The sequence below is a fragment of the Sulfobacillus thermotolerans genome, assembly GCF_039623705.1.
In the GTDB taxonomy this organism is placed as follows: Bacteria; Bacillota; Sulfobacillia; order Sulfobacillales; family Sulfobacillaceae; genus Sulfobacillus; species Sulfobacillus thermotolerans.
Genome location: NZ_CP133983.1, coordinates 1,773,728 through 1,794,315 on the forward strand (window position 1 = coordinate 1,773,728; position 20,588 = coordinate 1,794,315).

Below are 20,588 nucleotides of genomic sequence, written 5' to 3' on the forward strand. Positions count from 1 at the left end.
CGTGGGGTTAGGCAATCCGGGACTGGAGTATGCCAAGACGCGGCATAATGTGGGATTTATGACATTAGACCGCTTGGCTGAAAAGCACAATGCGGTATTTATGCGCAATCGCTTTGGGCTCATAGCGAAGTGGGGCAACATTTTTTTGCTCAAACCTCTAACATTTATGAACTTAAGTGGTGACGCAGTCGGGGCGCTCGCACGGTTTTATAAAATTACGGCCGCTGAGATTTTGGTGATTTCTGACGATCTTGACCTGCCGTTGGGAACGATTAGAGTGCGTGCCCGCGGTTCTAGCGGCGGCCATAACGGTCTGAAATCCATTATTCACGCGTTAGGGACGGAGAATTTTCCACGCGTCAAGATTGGGATTGGGCGCCCGACGCAAGGGATGACGGTGATAGATTGGGTACTCAGCCGATTTACAGCGGCGGACTGGACGGTGCTCCAACCTGCTTTGGAAAAGGCTAGCGACGCCGCGGAATGGGTTGTGGTGAAAGGGCCCGTGGATGCGATGAATCACTTTAACAGCCACTGATTTGGGGTGGAAAGAGACGACGACGGGAACACTAACGGTATCTTCGCAAACGAGGAGGATACGCGGTGGTTGTATACCGTTGTCGGCGCTGTGGACGCCGTATTGGCGAATATCCGGGGGCATGGGACGATCCGTTATTGGGACTCGTGCAATTGTCTGCGGAAGATCAAAGGGCCTTTGTTGCGCCCGTGAGTGCGGATGTGACGGAAGTCCGGATCTTGTGTGAGCATTGCCTGCCCGTTCCCTATGATGAGGGCTTATGGTATAACTAGGAACAAAGCTGACATCCCGGCGATTTTTCTAGCATTGTTAGGCATGAAAGGAATTGTCATGGCCGATTTGAGTTCGCTGCGCACGCTGTGGTCCGGGTATGCGCCAGTGCAAGAGTTAACGGATGCCTTACGTTCCGGAAAAACAGCCCACGTCTTCGGATTGTCGGGCTCTTTGCCGTCCTTTCTTGCCGCCCACGTAGTGGACGGTATATCCCGTCCCGTCTTGGTAGTGACCGTGGGGTTTGCGGAAGCGCAGACGTTCGAAGCGGAATTGGTACAGTTTTTGCCCGGTCGTCCCATTCACCTGTTGCCGCCCAGACCGCATGTGGTGGGCGAGGTTCAGGCCCAAAGCCATGAATGGACATTGCGCCGGCTTGAAGCGCTTGACCAGGCGGCAAATGATCCCCGGACCATCTTGGTGGCGCCAGTGGAAGCTGTGCGCCAATTAGTGATGCCGGTGTTGCAAAAGGCCTTGCATCTCCACGTCGGCGACGTGGTGGACCCTGAGGTGGTGATGGGTAGGTTGGTCCAGCTCGGGTATCGCCGCGAAGTGGAAGTGGGCGAAGAGGCGACGTATGCGGTGCGAGGCGGCATCATCGATGTCTATGTGCCCGGAGGCCCTGCTTACCGCATCGAATGGTTTGGAGATGAAATCGATTCCATCCGCGTTTTTGACGTGGTTTCACAGAAAACCGTGGAAATGCGGCAGCAGGCGCAAATTGGGTTGGCACGAGAAGTCTTGTTGACACCGGCCGAACGGGACCGTGGTATTGAGCGCATAGCCCATGAGGCATCCACACTTTATCACAATCTAGAATCCATGGGGCAATTGGATCTCGCCCACAAGACGAAAGAGCGCTTTGGGCATTGGTTAGCCGATCTTGCAGAAGGGCGAGTTTTCCCCGGCCTTGAGCGGTACGGTGCGGCCTTTTATCCGCTTAAGGCCGTGACCGAAATTTTTACCACGCCACCATTGGTGATATATCATGATGTGCCGCGCATTACCGAAGCCCTAAGGGGACGGGATTTGGACGAGGCGCAAGAGCGCGTAAGGCGACTGGAGCGGGGAGATTTTTTGCCAGTGGAAGCGGAGTCGACCTTAACGCAGGACCAATTCTTTGCGCGGTTAAAGGGATTGGGCGAGCTCACTTTGTCATTGATGCCACATCCCCGCAAGGAAAATGGGATTCATTTAAATTTGACGGGGCGGCCGGCGCCCCGGATTCATGGGCAGATCGATTTGCTCAAAGCCGAAGTGACCCGTTTACGCAAGTCTAGACTGAAAGTCGCCTTAATTTTGCGTGACGAGGCGGCCATTAAGGTTATGCAGCGGCAGCTGATGGACTTCGGGATTCCCGCCCACGAGGGGATGGGAGCGGTAGGCGAAGTAGGTTTGTTGACGGGCCAATTGGCTCATGGCTTCATCTTGTCGGAACTCGGGATTGCCGTATTAGCCGAGACCGAACTGTCAGGACGGGAACAGCCGCGTTTACGCCGCGCCCAAGAACCGAAGCAGACGGTCCGCTTGGCCGATTTGAAGCCGGGGGACTATGTCGTGCATATTACGCATGGCATTGGACGCTACCTGGGTATGGTCACGCTGGAAATTCAAAATCAGCATAAAGATTACCTGCATGTGCAGTACGCAGGGCAGGATACGCTCTATGTGCCAACGGACCAATTGGGATTAATTCAAAAATACATTGGCGTCGAAGGGCAAGATCCTAAACTGTCCAAAATGGGCGGGCAGGAATGGTCGCGGGTTAAAGACAAAGTCCGCGCCTCTGTACGGGAAATGGCCAAAGAATTAATCCGGCTGTATGCCGTAAGGGAGTCGCGGCCTGGCATCAGCTTTGCGGAAGATACGCCATGGCAGAAAGATTTCGAATCGGCCTTTGGCTATGAGGAAACTGATGACCAACTCCGGTCTATCGAAGAAATAAAGCGGGACATGGAAAAAATGCGGCCCATGGATCGGCTGCTTTGTGGAGACGTCGGCTACGGGAAAACCGAGGTAGCATTGCGTGCTGCGTTTAAGGCCATCATGTCCGGTAAGCAAGTGGCATTTTTGGTGCCGACGACGTTGTTGGCGGACCAACATTTTTCCACGGCAAAAGCCCGATTTGCGGGATTCCCGGTAACGGTCGACGTGCTAAGCCGATTTCGTACGCCGAAGCAACAGAAGCAGACCCTCGCGCAGTTGGCACAAGGTCAAGTTGACCTGATTATTGGCACCCATCGTCTCTTAGGCAAGGACGTGAAATTTCGGGATTTGGGTTTGCTCATTATTGATGAAGAACATCGATTTGGTGTCGCGCACAAAGAACGCATTAAAGCTTTGCGCGAGAACATTGATGTCTTGACGTTGTCTGCCACGCCAATTCCCCGCACGTTGCACATGGCAATGGTGGGTGTGCGTGATATGAGCCTCATTGAGACCCCACCGTTGGACCGCCTGCCTGTAGAGACGGTCGTAGCAGAATTTGATGAGGCGTTGATTCAAGAAGCCATTCGCCGCGAATTGGACCGCGGGGGTCAAGTCTTTTATGTACAGAACCGCATCTTGGCGATTGACCAGACGGTGTCACGTCTGATGAAAATGTTTCCGGAAGCGGCCATTGGGGTGATTCATGGCCGGATGGACGAAACACGCATTGAAGACGTGATGGCGCGGTTTATTGAGCAAGAATACGATATTTTAGTGGCGACAAGTATTATTGAATCGGGATTAGATATTCCCAATGCGAATACCTTGATTGTTGAAGATGCCGACCGCATGGGACTGGCTCAGTTGTATCAAATTCGAGGGCGGGTGGGACGTTCGGCGCGCTTGGCCTATGCCTATTTTACCTATCGTCGGGATAAGACGTTGACGCCCCAAGCGGAAAAACGGCTGGAAGCGATTCGCGAATTTACAGAACTCGGAGCAGGGTACCAAATTGCTTTACGCGATTTAGAGATTCGGGGAGCAGGAAATCTATTAGGTTCGGAACAGCACGGATTTATTGCATCGGTTGGATTTGATTTGTATACACAGTTACTCGCCGAAGCGGTTCGCGAATTAAAGGGCGAAGAAACGCCTCAAGACGTTGACCCAGCGATCGACATAGCCGTCGATGCCTATTTACCGGATACCTATGTGAATGCGGCAAGCCTTAAAGTGTCTTTGTATAAACGGTTGGTATCTGCGCAAAGCTTAGAGGAAATCGAAGCGTTAGCGGATGAATTTGTCGATCGGTTTGGTCCAGTGCCAGCACCAGTGGCCCGCTTGCTTCAATTGGGACGAGTGCGGGTGATGGCCAAAGACATGAAAATCGTCCAAGTCAGTCACAAAAAGGACAGAATTTATCTCAAGAGCTTGCCTGATGCTCCCATCGACAATGAGGCGCTGCATCGTTTGGCGCGCGCCTACCCTGGACGTCTTGTCCCAGGGGCCGCTAAAGCTCCGGAACTCAGTGTCAGACTCCCTTTACGCCACAGTGTCGATCAAGCACTGGATGTTGCGGAAGACGTGTTGCTGACCATCCGAGGAGCAGGTGCCAATGGGAAACAAGAAAGCGGCTAAAGTCATATGGGGGCTGGCCTTGGGGGTAGCCTTAGCAGGATGTGGATCATCGCCTTCGCAGACGCTCGCGATTGTCAACGGGGAAAAAATTACGCAGGCGCAGTGGGACACGATTCTGCGAAGCAATGCGCTGATGACGGGCCAAACACCCAATTTCGATCCCAGGTGGCAAAAACCACAGCTGAGTACCTATGCTAACCAGTTGGCAATTATTCAATATAGTCAACATCACCACTGGCTGACACCGCAAGCGGCGACCACTCAAGCGTCGGCCACGATTGCACAAGCCGTCCGGGCTCATTTTGGGAACCGGGCGGCTTTATTTGCCGTGCTGCACCGGTATCAGATAGGTCCAGGGGATTTAATGAGCTATGTCAAAAGCCAAATGTGGCTCATGGCAGCCTTCCATCACGTGACCCAAAAGGTGCCAGCCCCTTCGGCAACCGCCGTGCAAGCGTTTTACGCGCATCATTTGTCTGAATTCCAAACGCCCAAGGAGGTCTTGGCGCGTGAGATTGTTTTGCCCTCGAGTAGTCAGGCGGCGTCGGTCATGTATCAGTGGACCCATGGGGCGCATTTTGCGGCGTTAGCCCAAAAATATTCCATTGACCGCGCGAACCGCATGGCGGGCGGGACAATGGGATGGGTTTGGGTCAAGGGCGATGTCACATCGCCAAGCCAAGTCTTTTTAGCGGAACATTCGCCTGGACACAGTGGTATAGTTCACACGCGTTTAGGCTACGCTATCATCGAAGTTCAAGCGGTTCAGGGCGGGACGCCGCTTCCCTTGAGTACAGCATTTAACGGGGCCAAGGAGCAGTTATGGCAAGCCTCGCGGTCCAATGTGTTTGACCAGTGGTCAGCGCCTATTATCCGTCGAGCCCACGTGACATTGCTTTGATCGGGAAGTTACTACCATCCGGCAGTTTTGGAAAAAATGCATAAACGTCTAGGCCGATCGATATACTACCCCTGAGAGGCCGCAGGCGAAAGGAGGGCCATTAGTGAAAGCTACCGGCATTGTACGCCGAATAGATGACTTGGGTCGTGTGGTGATTCCCAAGGAGATCCGCCGAACCCTAAGAATCCGAGAGGGAGACCCATTGGAAATTTTCGTCGATCGCGATGGCGAAGTCATTCTCAAAAAGTACTCCCCCATTGGAGAACTCGGCGATTTTGCAAAAGAATATGCGGATTCTCTGTATGAGGCTGTGGGACATATTGCGCTGATTGCCGACCGTGATGCGATTATTGCGGTATCGGGAGCACCGAAAAAGGAGTTTTTAAATAAGCCATTAGGGGCTTTGGTTGAGAAGGCGATGGAAGAGCGTAAAACCGCATTCTATAACAAAGGTGACCACAAGCCTAAAGGCAGCCTGGTCGGGGATGAGGACGAAGATAAATTTCTAGTCGAAGTGATCGCGCCGATTATTTCCGAAGGCGACCCGATAGGCGCTGTAATTATCTGTACGCGCGAGCCCGATGTAAAAATGGGTGAGATGGAGGTCAAACTGGCGGAAACGGCGGCGGGCTTCCTGGCGAAGCAGATGGAACAATAGCCTTCATTTCCACACGTCCTGATCTTTTTCGGTAGGAAGCCCGCAGTGATCTTCGGATCATTGCGGTTTTCTTATAGTTAAATGCCATGAGGGGGGGCGGGCGCCGGATTGAGGTGCCATGTATCATAGCCTAAAGAATCTGGCCGTCCTGGCAAATCAATGGGATCAAAGTTAAAGGATACGCCGTAGACGCGCCACTGCCCTTGGGTATTTTCCAACCAAAAGGTGGCGATTTCTTGACTGGTTTGACGACCGCGTGGGTAAAATTGGCGCGTCACCGTGATGCGGTAATCGACAACCGCGCGCGTCGACGACAGCGCATCGATTTGTTGGCTCTGCATCGCGATGTGGGTAAAGACTGGCTTAAGCCCGCTTAAAGTATCGCCTCGGGCGGTTTGTTGCCATAACCACGTCGTAAGGAATTGAGCTTGACTTCCGGGAACGAGGAAACGCGTTAACTGCGTTAATTGCTGCGGTTCACGAGGATTCATGCCAACTTCGGCGTTTAACACGGCACGCGAGGTTTGGAGGACGGCTGCTTGGGGTGTAGCCACCAGGTCGCTATGAACGAATACGCCTAACGCCACGATGGCACAACTCCCTAAGATGAGACTAATGAGGCGAATACGATCCACGGTAAATCTGTCCCTTCGGTAGTCTTTTTCTATAGTAACCAGCCTAGCTTGTCGACACAACCAGGCCTTTAGGTGAATTCCCTTTCTGGAAATTTTGAGGCATGATAAAAAGCGTTTGATGACATTGTCCTGGAACAGGACGCCAGAAAGGCAGGCTACCAAACTTATGCAAGACACTTCACGCAGCGCCACATGGTTTGAGCGCGCAAGACACGTCATACCGGGAGGAGTGAATTCACCAGCACGGTCGTTTCGCGCGGTCGGTGGAGACCCTCCTATCGTGATGGCGCGTGGGGAAGGTGCGTATTTTTTTGACGTCGATGGACATCGGTATATTGATTATTTGGCCGGGTTTGGCCCTTTAGTGTTGGGGCATGCCCATCCTCGGGTGCTGGATGCGATTCGTCAGGCCGCGGCAGATGGGGCGATGTGGGGAACGCCCGCGCCCTTTGAGATTTTGTTGGCAGAACGGCTGGTCCATGATGTGGAAGGTCTCGATCAGGTACGCCTGACCACAACAGGCACTGAGGCGGTCATGTCGGCAATCCGTTTGGCGAGAGCCTTTACGGGCCGATCCGTAGTGGTCAAGTTTGAAGGCGCCTATCATGGGCATAGTGACGGGATGTTGGTCAAAGCCGGATCCGGCGCTTCCACCGTAGGCACGCAAGACAGCTTAGGCGTACCCGCTGGCGTGGTTCAGGACGTGATCAGCTTACCCTATAATGACGTGGAGATCTTGACCCGAACGATGGATCAGATAGGAGACCAGGTGGCGTGCATTTTAGCGGAGCCTATCGTGGGCAATATGGGCATCGTCCCGCCGCGCGAGGGGTATTTGCAAGCGATGCGAGACGCTGCCCACAAGGTGGGTGCCTTATTAATCTTCGATGAAGTGATTACCGCGTTCCGCTTTGGCTATGGCGCGGTGGGACCGGCATTGGGCGTGGTGCCTGACCTCTATGCCATGGGCAAAATAATTGGGGGGGGATTGCCAGCCGGAGCTTATGGCGGGCGTTTTGATGTGATGCAATATGTATCGCCTCTGGGAGGAATGTTTCAAGCCGGCACTTTTGCGGGGAACCCCCTATCGTCATCCGCAGGGCTAGCGACGCTCGACGTATTGCGCGAGGACCAGCCGTATGCACGGATGGAGCAATTGGCCGAAACTCTTGAACAGGGGATCCTCCAAGCCGCCCACGACTATGGGCAGACGATAACCATTAACCGTGCAGGCTCTGCCCTGACCGTATTTTTTGGGCCGCAAGCGGTTTATGATTATGACACCGCCAAACAAGCGGACGGGGGCCAATTTGCCCGTTTTCATCAGTTGATGTTAGCCCAAGGTATTTATCTGGCCCCTAGTCGCTTTGAAGCATTGTTTGTCTCTGCAGCTCATCAGCCAAGCGATATTGATGAGACCATCGAGGCCTGCCGCAAGAGTTTTGCCCAAATGGCTTAAAGTTCTTGGACCAAGCTCGGAAACGATCTTACCGGGCTTGGTCTTTTTCATTTGATCCTCCGAATATCCTGCTGTAAGGACGTCACGACGGATTAAGGTGGATGAAATGAAAAAAAACGTACTATGGCAAGGAGCCTTTTGGCTGTCCATTGGGGCTCTGGTCTCTAAAATGATTGGGGCGTTGTACCGAATTTTTTTGCCTCGGGTCTTGGGTGATTACGGGGTCGGTCTCTTTCAAATGGCGTATCCCTTATATGCCTTGATTCTCGCTGTATCAGTCAATGGTATTCCGACCGCATTGTCCAAGCAAACCGCCGAAAACCTCTCACGCAACGACTACATGGCCGCCGAAGTGTTGGCGTCATGGGCACAATTATTTTTAGGTCTTATGGGGATCTTGATGGCTTTAGCCGTAGAGCTTGCGGCGCCGTGGATCGCACGACAAGTTTTTGATGAGCCAGCGGCCACGTTATCGATTCGCGCGCTGGCGCCAGCCTTAGCCTTTGTCGCGGTGGAAGCGGGCTTTCGGGGATACTTCCAGGGGTATCAAGAAATGGCCCCGACGGCCCTGTCGCAAGTGTTTGAACAAATATCGCGCGTGGCCGTGATGTTTCCCTTGGCGCTGTTATGGCTGCCTAAAGGGACCGCTTGGGCGGCTGCCGGTGCGACGCTTGGGGCTCCTGCTGGAGCGATGGTGGGCATGGTGTTTTTAATGGTGATGCGGTGGCGGCGCCGCTCTTACGCGCTGCGCTGGCCTGTGCCATGGCAAGCCTTATGGCGCTTGGTTAAAGTGGCTTTACCCATGTCTCTCTCGGGGCTTTTGTTTCCACTGATGTTTTTGGCCGATTCCTTGTTTGTCCCGCGCCAACTCATGCAAGCCGGTTTGTCGTTAAGGCAGGCCACAGCCCAATTTGGACAATTAAGTGGCGAGGCCATGCCGTTGATTAATTTAACGATGGTGGTAGGGGCCGCTTTGGCGGTCTCGTTGGTGCCCGCCATTGCAGAAGCGATGGCACGCAATGATACCGAGGCAGCTGCGGGAAGGGTTCATGTGGCGATTCGCTTAATCTGGCTTTTGGGCTTACCGATGGCGGGAGGACTCATTGTGTTGGCGCATCCCTTGACGCGGCTTCTCTATGGACATACCGGTGCGACCCGTTCGTTGCAATTGTTGGCGATAGGGAGCGCTGTGTTAGCCATTCAACAGGTGCTAGGGTCTTCCCTCCAAGCCAGTGGCCATGGGTGGATTCCTGTCAAAAACCTTTTAATCGCGGCGGTCATCAAGTTTGTGCTGACATGGCGTCTGACCGGCATACCGGTGTTAGGCATTCAAGGGGCGGCTTTTGGCACAGTGGCGGCGAGTTTTGGTGCGGCTTGGCTGAATTGGCGCGATTGGCGTCGACTCGTTGGGGCCCGCCAAAACCCGTGGATGGGGGCTTTGTGGCCATTAGTGGGGACTGTGGTGATGGCGATGGGGGTGCAAACGTGGATGCGGATGGGTTGGACGACAGGGCTCATATGGCCGGTGGCGACGGCTGTGGGCATCGGCGTTGTCATTTATTTTTTACTCATGGCCATGGTCGGAGAGTTAAATGTGCTAAAAAGCTTGCGGGAATAGCCCAAAACCCTATATTCTTTGGTATGTCAGGGATAACCTGGTATACTGAGTTATCGCTCAGGGAGAGGAGCCTGGAACTTGTCTGAATGGGCACTACGCACATCAGATAGTGTGTCTGACGGGTTTTTCATTGAAGGCCCATTCTCTGGTCCAGATATCCAGGTGTTGTTTGGTGACCGTTTTCCCGGCGATTCCTCAGCGATAGTTTTTCCCCACCAGGGCGATCCGTATCCTATTACCTGGCATGACGTACAGCACATAACCCTTCATTTGCATGACCGACTTAAATTGCCGGGCAATCCCACATCGTGTGGCCCCTTGGAACATGTGATGCAGCGGCTGCTTGATCCTCAGGGGGGATGTCTGTGGGACCAGTCACAAACCTCCCTATCCCTACTCCGCTACTTGCTCGACGAGAGTTATGAAGCTGCTGAAGCTTTGGTGGCGGGAGACCGTCAGGCGTTTTACGACGAGTTGGGCGATGTGTTATTTCAAGTGGTCTTTCATAGTGCCCTCGCTTCGCCTGAGGTGTTTGACCATGTGGTGCAAACGCAAGTGGCTAAGCTGGTGAGGCGGCATCCACATGTGTTTGCCAAGGATCCGGCGAAAAGCGTCGAGGCCATTAACGACCGGTGGGAACGTTTAAAGGCCTTAGAGCCTTCCAGACCGCATGACGCGGAGTGGACATTTCCTGGTTTGGTCTGGGCAAAGCGTCTATCCAAGCGAGGACTTAAGCCGCAAACGCGCGTATTTCAAGCGGTTTCAGAGCTTTTGAAGGTATATATTTCCAATCAAGAGGGGACACTAGAAGAAATTCTGGCCGATGCCGCATGGGCTGTGGCAGATGTGGCTCGTCAGCATCAGCAGGATGCTGAGTGGGCATTGTGGAAACGTCTGGCCTTCGCCAGTCAGGAAAGAGACAGTCACCCGGTGACGGATCAGGAAAAGCCGTGATGATTTTATGAATTTGCAGGAGGGATTAGAGTGAACAAGGCAGATTTGGTTACAGATGTAGCAGAGCGCGCAGGGATGAGTAAAAAGGACGCGGAGCGTGCCGTAAACGCCATGGTGGAATCTATTGAAGATGCGCTAACCAAGGGAGAAAAAGTGTCGTTGGTGGGATTTGGCACGTTTGAAGTGCGGGAGCGCGCAGCCCGTGTGGGACGGAATCCTCGGACAGGAGATACCTTGGAAATTGCCGGAGGTAAAGTGCCCGCATTCAAGGCAGGGAAAGCCTTAAAAGACTCGGTTGCTAAATAATTGTCTTGGTGTGCTAGCCCTGCTACGGCAGGGCTTTTTTCTTCGGGAAGGAGCAACGTGGACGTATGCGCATTGATAAATATTTAAAGGTCAGCCGGTTGGTCAAGCGCCGGACGTTGGCGAAAGAAGTCTGTGAACACGGGCATGTGATCGTCAATGGAAAAGTGGTGAAACCGGGCCATGAGGTGAATGTCGGCGACGAGTTGGAATTGCAACTTCCCTCAGGCGTGCGCCGGGTTGTCATTGAAAAAATTGCCGAGAACGTGCCTGCAAAAGCTGCTGCGGAATTATACCGGGAGGTCTAAAGTGCCTTGTGGGGGCATAACGTCAAAATGACACCGACTATGGAAAGCGGGGGCCCCCTATGGCTGAAGACAGGCATGAGAAGAACCGTGCGCATCTGGTTCAATTGGTCAATCGTGCGCAACTGACGATTGAAGGTGTGCAGCACGTGGAAAACTTTGATGACGATGCCATTATTCTTTCTACGGATATGGGCATGATGACGGTAAAGGGCCGAGGCTTGCGCATCTTACAGTTGGATCTCGAATCGGGCCACTTCGTTGCAGAAGGAGAAGTCGATGCGTTGAGTTATTCCCGTAAACGCCCAGGGAAATCCGAAAACACATGGACCCGCCTGTGGCGTTAAAGGGGGGTGTACCACGGTGAATCCAGCAGCAGTGATGGCATCTTGGCTCTTAACCGGCATGGCCCTAGGCTTGTTATCAACCGTCTATGGCGCTTTTCGCATCCAATGGCACTGGTGGAAAATCTTTGGGCACATTATGGACTGGCTGTGGTTTGTCTTGGCGGCGGTTATCATTTTAGCCGTCTATTTGTGGACGGACTGGGGTGTATTCCATGTGTGGAGCTTGCTCCTTATTGCCATAGGTTATGGCTTATGGGCATGGCTTGCTGCCCCTTGGGTCCTCAAGATCGTGTCGCCGGTGATTTTTTTTCAGGCCCGCGTGGTCTTTTATCTTACGGTGCCCGTCCGGTTTATAGGACAGCGGCTGACAGCATTAGGGCGACATTGGCGTGTTAGACGGTCAAAAAAATTACCTCCCGCTAATCCACCCCAAATGTAGTGCATGGATGGCCAAGCTCCCTTATAATAGACCTGTCATTGTTTTGTAATAAATCTGTACACAGTTTGTGCACAATCTGTGGATAACTTGGGGATTTACTATGCAAATAGAAATTCGCGGTATGGAGAAGTTGTCTTTTCGTGAACGCCAAGTCGTGGCCTTGAAAGAAACGGGGGTCTCAAGCGAAGCTATCGCCAAACGGCTGGGGTTGGCGCCAGCGACGGTTGCGACTTTGTATAACCGCGCCAAAACCAAAGGCTATCAAGTGGTGCTGATTATTGCCGGCGACCCGCTCGGGGTGATGGGCGGTGATGAGGAGATGGAGGAGGATGAATTGTAATGGCCGTGGTCCCACATAAGCGGATAAGGTTTCGTTGGAAAAAATTTGTGACGATTTTTGTTTTAAGTTATTTGATGTTTTGGTCGATCAAATCGGTCCTGCATATTTGGGTGTTGAATCACGATGAACAGGTATTGCGACAGCAAATCGCTCAAACCCAAGCGAAAAACAATGTCTTGCGTGCAGACATTAGCCAAATTAAAAATCCCTCCGTCCTAAAAGGCATGATTACAGGCACAGTGCCGATTCCGAATCCGGAAATAGGCCAACAATAAAGGATTTACCAGCTCTTCATGCGTTGACACCAGAAGCTCCACACCGTATAATGAACCCATTGATCGGTGAGTTGAGAGTTATAGGAGGATAATATACGACGTATGCCGTCTGAACTTGAAGTTGGGCAGATTGTTGAAGGAACGGTCAGTGGAATTGCACCGTTTGGAGCGTTCATTGTTTTACCCACGGGAAAGACAGGGTTAGTCCACATCTCGGAAGTTGCTGATGCATACGTCAAGGATATTAAGGACTATCTGAAAGAAAATGACAAGGTTAAAGTCAAAGTTCTTTCAATGGATCCTAATGGCAAGATTGCGCTATCTATTCGCCAAGCGCAGCCTAAACCCGCTCACCGTGAATCGTCTCGCGAAAGTGGCGGGCACAGGGACCGTGAACGGCGTGCGGCTCCTCAAGTCACTTTTGAAGACAAGATGCAGCGATTTATGAAAGACAGTGAAGATCGTCTGCAGGATTTGCGCCGAAATACAGAATCTAAACGAGGTGGCCGCGGCGCAAGCCACTAGGCACCTGCCGGGATGGCGGAATAGGCAGACGCAGAGGACTTAAAATCCTCCGGCCAGGGATGGTCGTACCGGTTCAAGTCCGGTTCCCGGCACCATATTTTTAAAAGTTTAACCCGCGGAGTTTGAGCGGGTTTTTTTGTTAGCCGCTTAATCTGTGCGGGAAATCACAGGGACGGTGCGACACTCGCATGGTCTTCATAGACGGCTAGCTGGCTGACCCACGCAAAGCGAGGCGATTTATGACAAAGACAATGATGATGCGGACCCTCACGCTAAATGACCTCTATTTATTGAAGCCGGTGAAAGAAGTTGCATTATCACCGGATGGGCGCTTGGTGGCCTATATCCAGCAGCAGGTTCTTAAAGATGAAAACGATTATACAAACAATTTGTGGGTGACAGCCACGAATGGACAGGAAAGGCCCCATCAATTGAGTCGTCATCATGTGACTGACCGGATGCCCAGATGGTCTCCCGATGGCCGATATCTCGCGATTTTGTCAAAACGTTCGCCGGATCTGACTTATAAGAGGGGGTCTAGTGGGGAGGAGCAGACCAAGGACGCCGTCGACCAAATCTGGGTGTACGACATGCAGTGGGGCGGCGAGCCACGGCAATTGACCAACCGGGACCAAGGAGTGGCCTCGTTTGATTGGGCTCCCGACAGCCGCCGCATCGTATTTGCGAGCCGAGATCCCTCTGAGGAGGAGGCGGCTTATCTTAAAAGTCTCAAAGACAAGAAAGGACCCGGGCCTTGGGTGCTAGATCGTGTGCAACATAAGTACGATGGGGAAGGATACCTTGATGGGGTGCAGACCCACCTGTTTCTTCTCGAGTGCGAGACTGGCGCGGTGCGCCAGCTAACCTTTGGCCAGGCGAGTGAACTGGAGCCGCGGTGGTCGCCCGACGGGCAATGGATTCTTTTTCAATCTAATCGAACGGGTGACGCGGATAACAATCGACGCACCGATTTATGGCTGATGAATCTCCACGAGGACCAAACTTACCGACTGACGTGGGGTGATGTCGACGCCCAGCAAGGCATCTTTAGTCCCGACGGGCAGGAGGTTTGGTTCATCTCGTCCGCCGAACCGGAAAACAACTATGTGCTGCCGCGGCTATGGCGCATTTCTCTAGAGAAGGCAGAACGGGTGGAGGATTTGTCACAGTATATTGGACAAGGATGGCGGACGATTGGCGGAATTGTCCCCGATGTTTGGAACGGAGATCCTGTCGCCAATGCGCGTGTCTATCCCGTGCCCGTGAAACATAGTGCCATGATACAGATATCGCCGTCTTTTGATGGCACCGTGGATGGACCGCTGCGTTGGCACCGCGACGGACGGCTGTTGACGGTGGCGTCGATGGCTGGTCAAGCAAAATTGGTGGCGTTCTCCATGGATGGCACCTGGGACGTGTTGTATCCTACAGAACGTATGGGTACAGTCTATAGCTTTGATGTGTGCTCCGAAACGGTGGTGCTGCTTATGGGCTTGCCCCACACGGGGCCGGAGATTTTTGTCTGGGGGCCAGACGGTCTAGGGCCGCAATTAAGTCAAGGATCCAGCCAGTGGCTGTCGCAGCGCAAATTGGGAACCTTTCAATGGATTCGCTATCCGGATCACGATGGAGCGATGATTGAGGCCTTAGTGCTGTTCCCACCAGATTTTGACCGTCGCGAAGGCCCCGCTCCTCTATTAGTATCCATTCACGGGGGCCCGATGTCTTATGATGCGCCGGAGTTTGAGTTTGACAGCCAATATTGGGCGGGGCGCGGTTTTGTGGTCCTTCAGGTCAATTACCGGGGCTCTACGTCGTATGGAGAAGCCTTTTGCCAGGCAATCCAAGGCGTATGGGGACCCAAAGAGCATGATGATGTGATGTGTGGTGTCGACTATGTGGTGGAACAAGGATGGGTTGATCCGAACCGTCTCTACTGCACCGGATTTTCCATGGGAGGCATTATGACGACATGGGCCGTTGGCCACACGAACCGATTTCGTGCGGCTGTTACCGAACATGGCTTGTTTGACTATCGCTCGGCCTTTGGTACCGACGACTGCCATTTGTGGTGGCAAGATGACATGGGCGTTCCCTGGCAAAATCCGCAACAATACTATGACTCCTCCCCGGCTAGTGCCTTGACAGCAATCAAGACACCTCTGCTGATTACCGCAGGAGAGTGGGATTGGCGTTGTCCGTTGAGCCAGGCCGAACAGCTTTATGTGGCGTTAAAGAAGCGAGGCGTACCCACGGAGCTGGTGATTTATCCTAAAGAGCATCATGAAGCTGATTCGCAGCCTGCTCGGGCCATAGACCGTTTAGCACGCATTGATCGATGGTTTGCCAGGTGGGGAGCAGGTATTGAGCAGGATCAGTGATGCGGAGGCCGACTTGGTGGGTTTTGAGCCAGCGGGCCTAAACACGGGAATCCAGGGCTGCGCTTACGGTGCCGAAGGGTTTCACAGCGCGGAATAAGGAGACCTACGGCGTAAGGTCGAAAGTACACGCCCTCAGAAACACTCTGAGGGCGCGCATACTGCAACGAACGTCAATGCGAAATCCACCAATGACTGGGAAAGATCACGCCCCCAATCGGGTTGTAGTCTGTCAATGTTCCGTGTAAATTCTTGGCATGCACCACCAACGCGGGAAACTCTGGCAAGTAAATCACTGCGGGTAACTGCTTAGCCGCATAATCTTCATAGGCATACATCCGCTGAATAGCTTGTTTGGTTGTTCCGGGAGCATAGGTGGCGTCAATCAGATGATTCATGGTTCGGCTGGAATAGCTACCGGAGTTTTCGGCCGCTCCTGTCTTAAACAGCACACCCCCAGAAGGATAGCCGGAAGCGTATCCCCATCCGCCATTCCAGTTCAAGACTTGCCATTGAGAGGCGTTGCTAGGACTATAGCTGACCACCGTATTGAACTGCTGATATTCGATATGGCACACGATGCCTTCCTGAGCCCAGCCTTGCTGTAGGATTTGGTCGATATGGTCGTAGCTGGTGCTGCCGGACGCGGCAAACATCGTGAACTCCAACTTGATACCATGTTTAGTCATCACGCCGTTGACTTCGTGCCACCCCGCTGCTTCTAGAATCTTTCTGCCGCGCGCTGGATTGTAGGCATACGGGTCATGCGCTAATGCCGGATCGACAAACATGTTCTGGGGCTTGGGCGCCAAGGTCGTGTCATCAATCACACCGTAGCCGTGATAGACGGCGTCAATGATCCCCGGCTGATTGACACCTAATTGCAGCGCCTGGCGGACAGGCAGTTCATCAAAAGCCTTTCCAACGCCGTCTGGGGCTTTGGGACTCATATTGAGTTGGATGTAGTTAAATCCTAGCGAATATAAAGGAGTCAGTACGTCATTGGTCAATTCATTGCGTACACCCAACAAAGCGGCAGGAAGATAGCCGTAGTTGACGGTGCCTTCTTTGAGTGCAGTAAATTCCGCCGATGAGGACGTTTCGTATTGAAAGATGACCTTTTTGACATAGGACTTATGGCCATCGTAATGGGGATTGGGAACATAAGCCCAATAACTATTGGTCGCCGAGGAGTGAAATTGGTAGGGACCATCCACGACTTGGTAAACGGCGTTATTGGGGGCATTCGACACGTTTTGGATGAACTGCATTTCCTTGCTCATATTATTTGGATACTTATCCCACACTGACTCAGGCACTGGGTAGATTTGACCAATTCCGTTGCGAACAAACCATTGTTGGCTGCTGGGATGCTGCAGGGTGAATTGTATGGTGTAAGGACCTGTGGCTACGACGCTTTTCCATAGGGTAGGTACACCGCCCGATCCTGACCCGGCAAAAGACCAAGCGTAATTGACATTGCTTTGGCTGCCGGCATTCATGACCTGCCATGTGAAGACCACATCTTTGGCGGTCACCGGACGCCCGTTGGACCAATGCCACTTCTTGTTCAATTTCACCGTATACACAGTGCCCTGGCGATTCCAGGTGACAGAGGATGCCAGGCAGTGACGGGGATCAAACTGGTCTTTGCTGTTAAAGTACAGCAAAGGCTCGTAGCTCATATCATCAATTTCCGAGTTAACCGTTGTGTCCGCGGTCAAGGACAATTCAGGAAAAAACCAGTTAGGTGACGTTTGCGCGGCCAGCGCAATGACGACGGTGCCGCCTGATTGCGGAGATGCGGTGGTAGGGGTCGAGTCCGACCCGGATCCGCAACCAGCGGCAACCAATGATAGAATGCTGAGAGCTCCCAGCATAGTCCATTTGCGCATAGATCCTCCTCCTTTCCTTCGGGAGCTCTTGTGAGAACTCTCTGTGGATTGTCGGTAATTCGCTAAAGCACTAAAGAATTCCTGCTAAACGGGAATTTTTGTTGCATTTTTCCGGAAATTGTCTGCTGCGTACGGAGCAACCGTCGTACTAGTGCAACGGATAACAGTGATTACGGGCTATTAATGCCGGGTTAAGCTCGGCGGTGAGTTTCTCCTGCCTCGGTTGCTGTCTGGGCAAAGACTTCTTACTTTGGGCCTGTTGTGGTTTATGGCATTGAGGAATTTCTCATATTGGTTTTGTATAAGGTTATCAACGTTGAGAAATGGGATTGGTGGTAATTTTTTATGGGCCAACAAGAATGAAGACAAACCGTTTACAATAAGTAGAGAAGACAACAAGGGGGACACCACGCATGGTCAACCGTCAGACCCGTAACCGCAGTATCGTCTTGATGGCGTTGGTTACGGCCGCATTTGGAGTGGTCGGAACGCGGTTTTGGTATCTGCAAGTCAAAGAGGGCGCCCATTATCAGACGTTGGCGCAAGCTGATACGTTACGCAAGCTACCTATTCCAGCGCCTCGAGGTAATATTGTGACTGCGGACGGCAAGGTAGTCGCCACGTCTCGGCCGTCCTGGACACTGTACTACCTCGCCAACGGACAACCAATGCCGTCTGCGGAACTCAACTTGCTGAGCCAAGAGTTGGGGCAATCCCCGGCTTCTCTCAAAAAGGTCATTGCCCAACAGCTAGCTCAGTTGCCAGCTTATGATCCTCTGGTCATTACCTCTGGACTGACGGCGGCGGAAATGACCAAGATCGAAGAGAATATCAATAACTTGCCGAACTTACGCATCCAGCCGATTGCGGTTCGTTATTATCCCTACGGCAATCTCATGGGGAATATTATTGGCTATACGTCACGTATCAATGCGGCGGAGTATCAGCAGTTAAAAAATAAAGGGTTTTCGATGACGTCCATTGTGGGCGCGGCCGGGCTTGAACAAGAATACAATCAATATTTGCATGGGCATGCGGGAGGCGAGTATGCCGAGGTTAACCGTCAAGGTCAACTGCAGAAGCTGTTAAGCAAATCGGGACCGGTTCCTGGGGATACCCTGCATTTGACTATTAACTGGCGACTTGAGGAGACAGCGCAAAACTCCTTAGCGTTTGTCATGAAGGCGATGCAAAATTCACGCGTGCCATTTTCCCATAGTACGGGCGCAGTGCAAGGCGCGGTGATTGCCATGAACCCCAATAACGGGGACATTTTGGCGATGGCGAGTTTGCCCACGTATAACCCGAATAAGCTGATTCCGACTGATCCCAAGGAATACAGCAGCTATTATGCTAAGTTAATGTCCAGTCCGCTCGTGAAAGAAGGCATTAGCCCTTTTATCAATGAGGCCATTTCGGGATGGTTTGCTCCGGGTTCCGTCTTCAAACCGATTATGGCGATTGCAGCCTTAGGATCAGGCGTGGTGACCCCGACGACGGAAATTTTTGATCCCGGCTATTTCCCGAAAGACCATGCCTTTGGCAACTGGTATGCGCCAGGCTTTGGATGGTTAAATATCGAGCAAGCGCTAGGACTGTCAGACGACGTATTTTTCTACTACATGGGCTATGATATGGGCATTCAGACTATGGACCACTGGATGCGGACATTTTTGCTGAATAAGCCCACAGGGATTGACTTGCCGGATGAAATAACGAGCCAGATTCCGACACCGAAGCGGTTGGCGGCATCAGGACAGGGACCTTGGACGTGGGGATGGAACTTAAACACCGTCATCGGCCAGGGGATTGCCCGCTACACGCTGATTGCTTTGGCCCGAGCCGACTCGGCCATTGCCAATGGGGGGACATTGTATTGGCCGCATTTGGTCAGTGAAATTACGACTCCTACCGGGAAAGTCGTTAAGACCTTTAAACCCGTTGTGCAGGGCAAGGTGAATGTTCCCTATTCAGACTTTCATACGGTTCATGTTGGCATGGAGATGTCAGCCCAAGATCCCAACATCGCTAAGGGAGTGTCCGGAACCGGGTATGGGGCGCTTGCGGGTCTTCCCGTGCCCGTCGCTTCCAAAACCGGAACGGCGCAGGTGGTGGGCCAGTCCAACAACTATAACGCCTTTTTCCTCACGTATGGTCCCATGCCTCACCCAACCATTTTGATTTTAGTGTATATCCGGGAAGGCAACTGGGGAGCCGATTCGGGGTTTGTTGCACGCGCCATTTATGATCAGTACTTCAAGATTCAAGATCCCAAAGCCCAGCCGCTCTTCCAGAGTGTCTATGGGTTAAATTGGAAGTGGCCGTTTGGGTATCAAAAGCCCGCGGCGCCTAAATATTAATGTAGGGTATCCCGCCGATGAATATGAACGCGTCTGATTTCAGCCTGATCGTTCATCACGTTGCCTCATTTTTCGTTGCGTGCGGGGTATTGATTGAAGGAGGTGACCACCGGCACTGGGCTCCCAAGAACGGGATAGGCCTTCAGGATTGTCGCCGTACCGTCGGTCCCCAACCATACGCGATCCACTGATGTTGGATCAAAGGTCGTGTGCTTGAACGACACCCATGTATCGCCGATTTTGTAGCTTACGGGATCGTTCCAGTTCCAAAAATACTGGGAACTCGACTCCCCCCTGAATATGCCGTGAATTCGGGTGGGCTGTCCATGAGGATTATAATCTGCGATTCCAGTCAAGGCCGCCCAGGCGACGAGACCGATCAGCGCGACCTTTGATACCATGGAGGTCACTCTTTTGCTCGTGGTCTGAGACCGAGTTCTCCAGTACCGCGAACGCAACCCCTGTCGCGTCGGCAACAGCAGTGCTACGATCATAATTGCCGCGGCCCCGTAAACGATAAACGCGTAGCGGTAAGGCATCACAATCATATCCTGCCCCCATTTCGATTACGATAGAACGCTTAGTAATGACGAGTCCGCTCAATCCTAGAATCCGTGATCCTTCCTACATCAACTATAAGGTCCAGTTCCTGCCGCAGTTGCCGTTATATGATTGACAAGGATTTTCCTAGGCGGTGTTATTCATTACCTGGGAAGGTATCTTGCCGGATACCTTCCTAAGGTAATGAATCATGAACTCTCGTCAATCTGCGATGTCTTGGAAACACCCTAAAATGATATCGTCGCGCGGCGTGTGGGGCG

20 protein-coding genes and 1 tRNA gene are annotated in these 20,588 nt (G+C 52.6%); 18 read left to right on the top strand and 3 right to left on the bottom strand.

From position 1 onward, the window contains the following. Position 1 precedes the first annotated feature (1 nt). The 5 genes from pth (at position 2) to spoVT (ending at position 5,934) form a co-directional block, all read left to right on the top strand. Positions 2-538 (top strand): aminoacyl-tRNA hydrolase, encoded by a 537-nt coding sequence (pth, locus tag ORD20_RS09090; RefSeq protein ID WP_369825273.1) that lies wholly within the window; start codon positions 2-4, stop codon positions 536-538. Positions 539-603: 65 nt separating this feature from the next. Then, the gene (locus ORD20_RS09095) at positions 604-810 is read left to right on the top strand and encodes an anti-sigma-F factor Fin (protein WP_103376064.1); all 207 of its coding nucleotides are present in this window, start codon (positions 604-606) and stop codon (positions 808-810) included. A gap of 43 nt (positions 811-853) precedes the next feature. After that, positions 854-4,375 carry a transcription-repair coupling factor gene (gene mfd / locus ORD20_RS09100; protein ID WP_242968582.1) on the top strand — a complete coding sequence of 1,174 codons (3,522 nt, stop codon included), beginning with the start codon at positions 854-856 and terminating at the stop codon, positions 4,373-4,375. Continuing rightward, positions 4,353-5,276 carry a peptidylprolyl isomerase gene (locus ORD20_RS09105; protein WP_103376066.1) on the top strand — a complete coding sequence of 308 codons (924 nt, stop codon included), beginning with the start codon at positions 4,353-4,355 and terminating at the stop codon, positions 5,274-5,276. The genes mfd and ORD20_RS09105 overlap by 23 nt, the downstream gene beginning before the upstream one ends. 103 nt (positions 5,277-5,379) lie before the next feature. After that, positions 5,380-5,934, top strand: coding sequence for a stage V sporulation protein T (spoVT, locus tag ORD20_RS09110; protein ID WP_103376067.1), 555 nt, complete (start codon positions 5,380-5,382; stop codon positions 5,932-5,934). A 77-nt stretch (positions 5,935-6,011) separates the two neighbouring features. On the opposite strand, the gene ORD20_RS09115 is transcribed toward spoVT, so the two are convergent. Further along, on the bottom strand, positions 6,012-6,569 hold the full coding sequence (locus ORD20_RS09115) for a hypothetical protein (RefSeq protein WP_103376068.1): 558 nt from the start codon (positions 6,567-6,569) through the stop codon (positions 6,012-6,014). A 166-nt stretch (positions 6,570-6,735) separates the two neighbouring features. Here ORD20_RS09115 and hemL point away from each other — a divergent pair, with 166 nt between their 5' ends. The 12 genes from hemL to ORD20_RS09175 all read left to right on the top strand — a co-directional run bounded on the left by hemL (position 6,736) and on the right by ORD20_RS09175 (position 15,515). Beyond that, positions 6,736-8,028 carry a glutamate-1-semialdehyde 2,1-aminomutase gene (gene hemL, locus ORD20_RS09120; RefSeq protein ID WP_103376069.1) on the top strand — a complete coding sequence of 431 codons (1,293 nt, stop codon included), beginning with the start codon at positions 6,736-6,738 and terminating at the stop codon, positions 8,026-8,028. Positions 8,029-8,134: 106 nt separating this feature from the next. Then, a complete protein-coding gene (locus ORD20_RS09125; RefSeq protein WP_103376070.1) occupies positions 8,135-9,646 on the top strand; it encodes a putative polysaccharide biosynthesis protein in 1,512 nt (503 codons plus the stop codon). Positions 9,647-9,724: 78 nt separating this feature from the next. Further along, a complete protein-coding gene (locus ORD20_RS09130; protein ID WP_103376071.1) occupies positions 9,725-10,600 on the top strand; it encodes a MazG nucleotide pyrophosphohydrolase domain-containing protein in 876 nt (291 codons plus the stop codon). 30 nt (positions 10,601-10,630) lie between these two features. Further along, positions 10,631-10,906, top strand: coding sequence for an HU family DNA-binding protein (locus ORD20_RS09135; RefSeq protein ID WP_103376072.1), 276 nt, complete (start codon positions 10,631-10,633; stop codon positions 10,904-10,906). Between the two features lie 65 nt (positions 10,907-10,971). Then, the gene (locus tag ORD20_RS09140) at positions 10,972-11,211 is read left to right on the top strand and encodes an RNA-binding S4 domain-containing protein (RefSeq protein ID WP_103376073.1); all 240 of its coding nucleotides are present in this window, start codon (positions 10,972-10,974) and stop codon (positions 11,209-11,211) included. Positions 11,212-11,270: 59 nt separating this feature from the next. Beyond that, positions 11,271-11,555 carry a sporulation protein YabP gene (gene yabP, locus ORD20_RS09145; RefSeq protein ID WP_103376074.1) on the top strand — a complete coding sequence of 95 codons (285 nt, stop codon included), beginning with the start codon at positions 11,271-11,273 and terminating at the stop codon, positions 11,553-11,555. Positions 11,556-11,571: 16 nt separating this feature from the next. After that, a complete protein-coding gene (gene yabQ / locus ORD20_RS09150) occupies positions 11,572-11,994 on the top strand; it encodes a spore cortex biosynthesis protein YabQ (protein WP_103376075.1) in 423 nt (140 codons plus the stop codon). 100 nt (positions 11,995-12,094) lie between these two features. Beyond that, positions 12,095-12,334, top strand: a complete 240-nt coding sequence (locus tag ORD20_RS09155) for a sigma factor-like helix-turn-helix DNA-binding protein (RefSeq protein ID WP_103376076.1) — start codon at positions 12,095-12,097, stop codon at positions 12,332-12,334. Next, positions 12,334-12,609: a hypothetical protein gene (locus ORD20_RS09160; protein ID WP_103376077.1), complete on the top strand. Its 276-nt coding sequence runs from the start codon at positions 12,334-12,336 to the stop codon at positions 12,607-12,609. Before ORD20_RS09155 ends, ORD20_RS09160 begins: the two co-directional genes overlap by 1 nt. A 102-nt stretch (positions 12,610-12,711) precedes the next feature. Next, on the top strand, positions 12,712-13,134 hold the full coding sequence (locus ORD20_RS09165; RefSeq protein ID WP_103376078.1) for a S1 RNA-binding domain-containing protein: 423 nt from the start codon (positions 12,712-12,714) through the stop codon (positions 13,132-13,134). 6 nt (positions 13,135-13,140) lie between these two features. Continuing rightward, a tRNA-Leu gene (locus ORD20_RS09170) sits at positions 13,141-13,229 on the top strand. A gap of 144 nt (positions 13,230-13,373) precedes the next feature. Beyond that, the gene (locus tag ORD20_RS09175) at positions 13,374-15,515 is read left to right on the top strand and encodes a S9 family peptidase (protein ID WP_103376079.1); all 2,142 of its coding nucleotides are present in this window, start codon (positions 13,374-13,376) and stop codon (positions 15,513-15,515) included. A gap of 170 nt (positions 15,516-15,685) precedes the next feature. Here ORD20_RS09175 and ORD20_RS09180 read toward each other — a convergent pair whose 3' ends face one another. Next, entirely contained in the window at positions 15,686-17,407 is a 1,722-nt protein-coding gene (locus tag ORD20_RS09180; protein WP_103376080.1) for a peptide ABC transporter substrate-binding protein, read from the bottom strand. A gap of 413 nt (positions 17,408-17,820) precedes the next feature. Between ORD20_RS09180 and mrdA the strand changes: the two genes are divergently transcribed. Beyond that, positions 17,821-19,767, top strand: a complete 1,947-nt coding sequence (gene mrdA, locus ORD20_RS09185; RefSeq protein ID WP_103376081.1) for a penicillin-binding protein 2 — start codon at positions 17,821-17,823, stop codon at positions 19,765-19,767. A 65-nt stretch (positions 19,768-19,832) separates the two neighbouring features. Here mrdA and ORD20_RS09190 read toward each other — a convergent pair whose 3' ends face one another. Further along, positions 19,833-20,315 (bottom strand): hypothetical protein, encoded by a 483-nt coding sequence (locus tag ORD20_RS09190; RefSeq protein ID WP_103376082.1) that lies wholly within the window; start codon positions 20,313-20,315, stop codon positions 19,833-19,835. Positions 20,316-20,588: the final 273 nt, after the last annotated feature.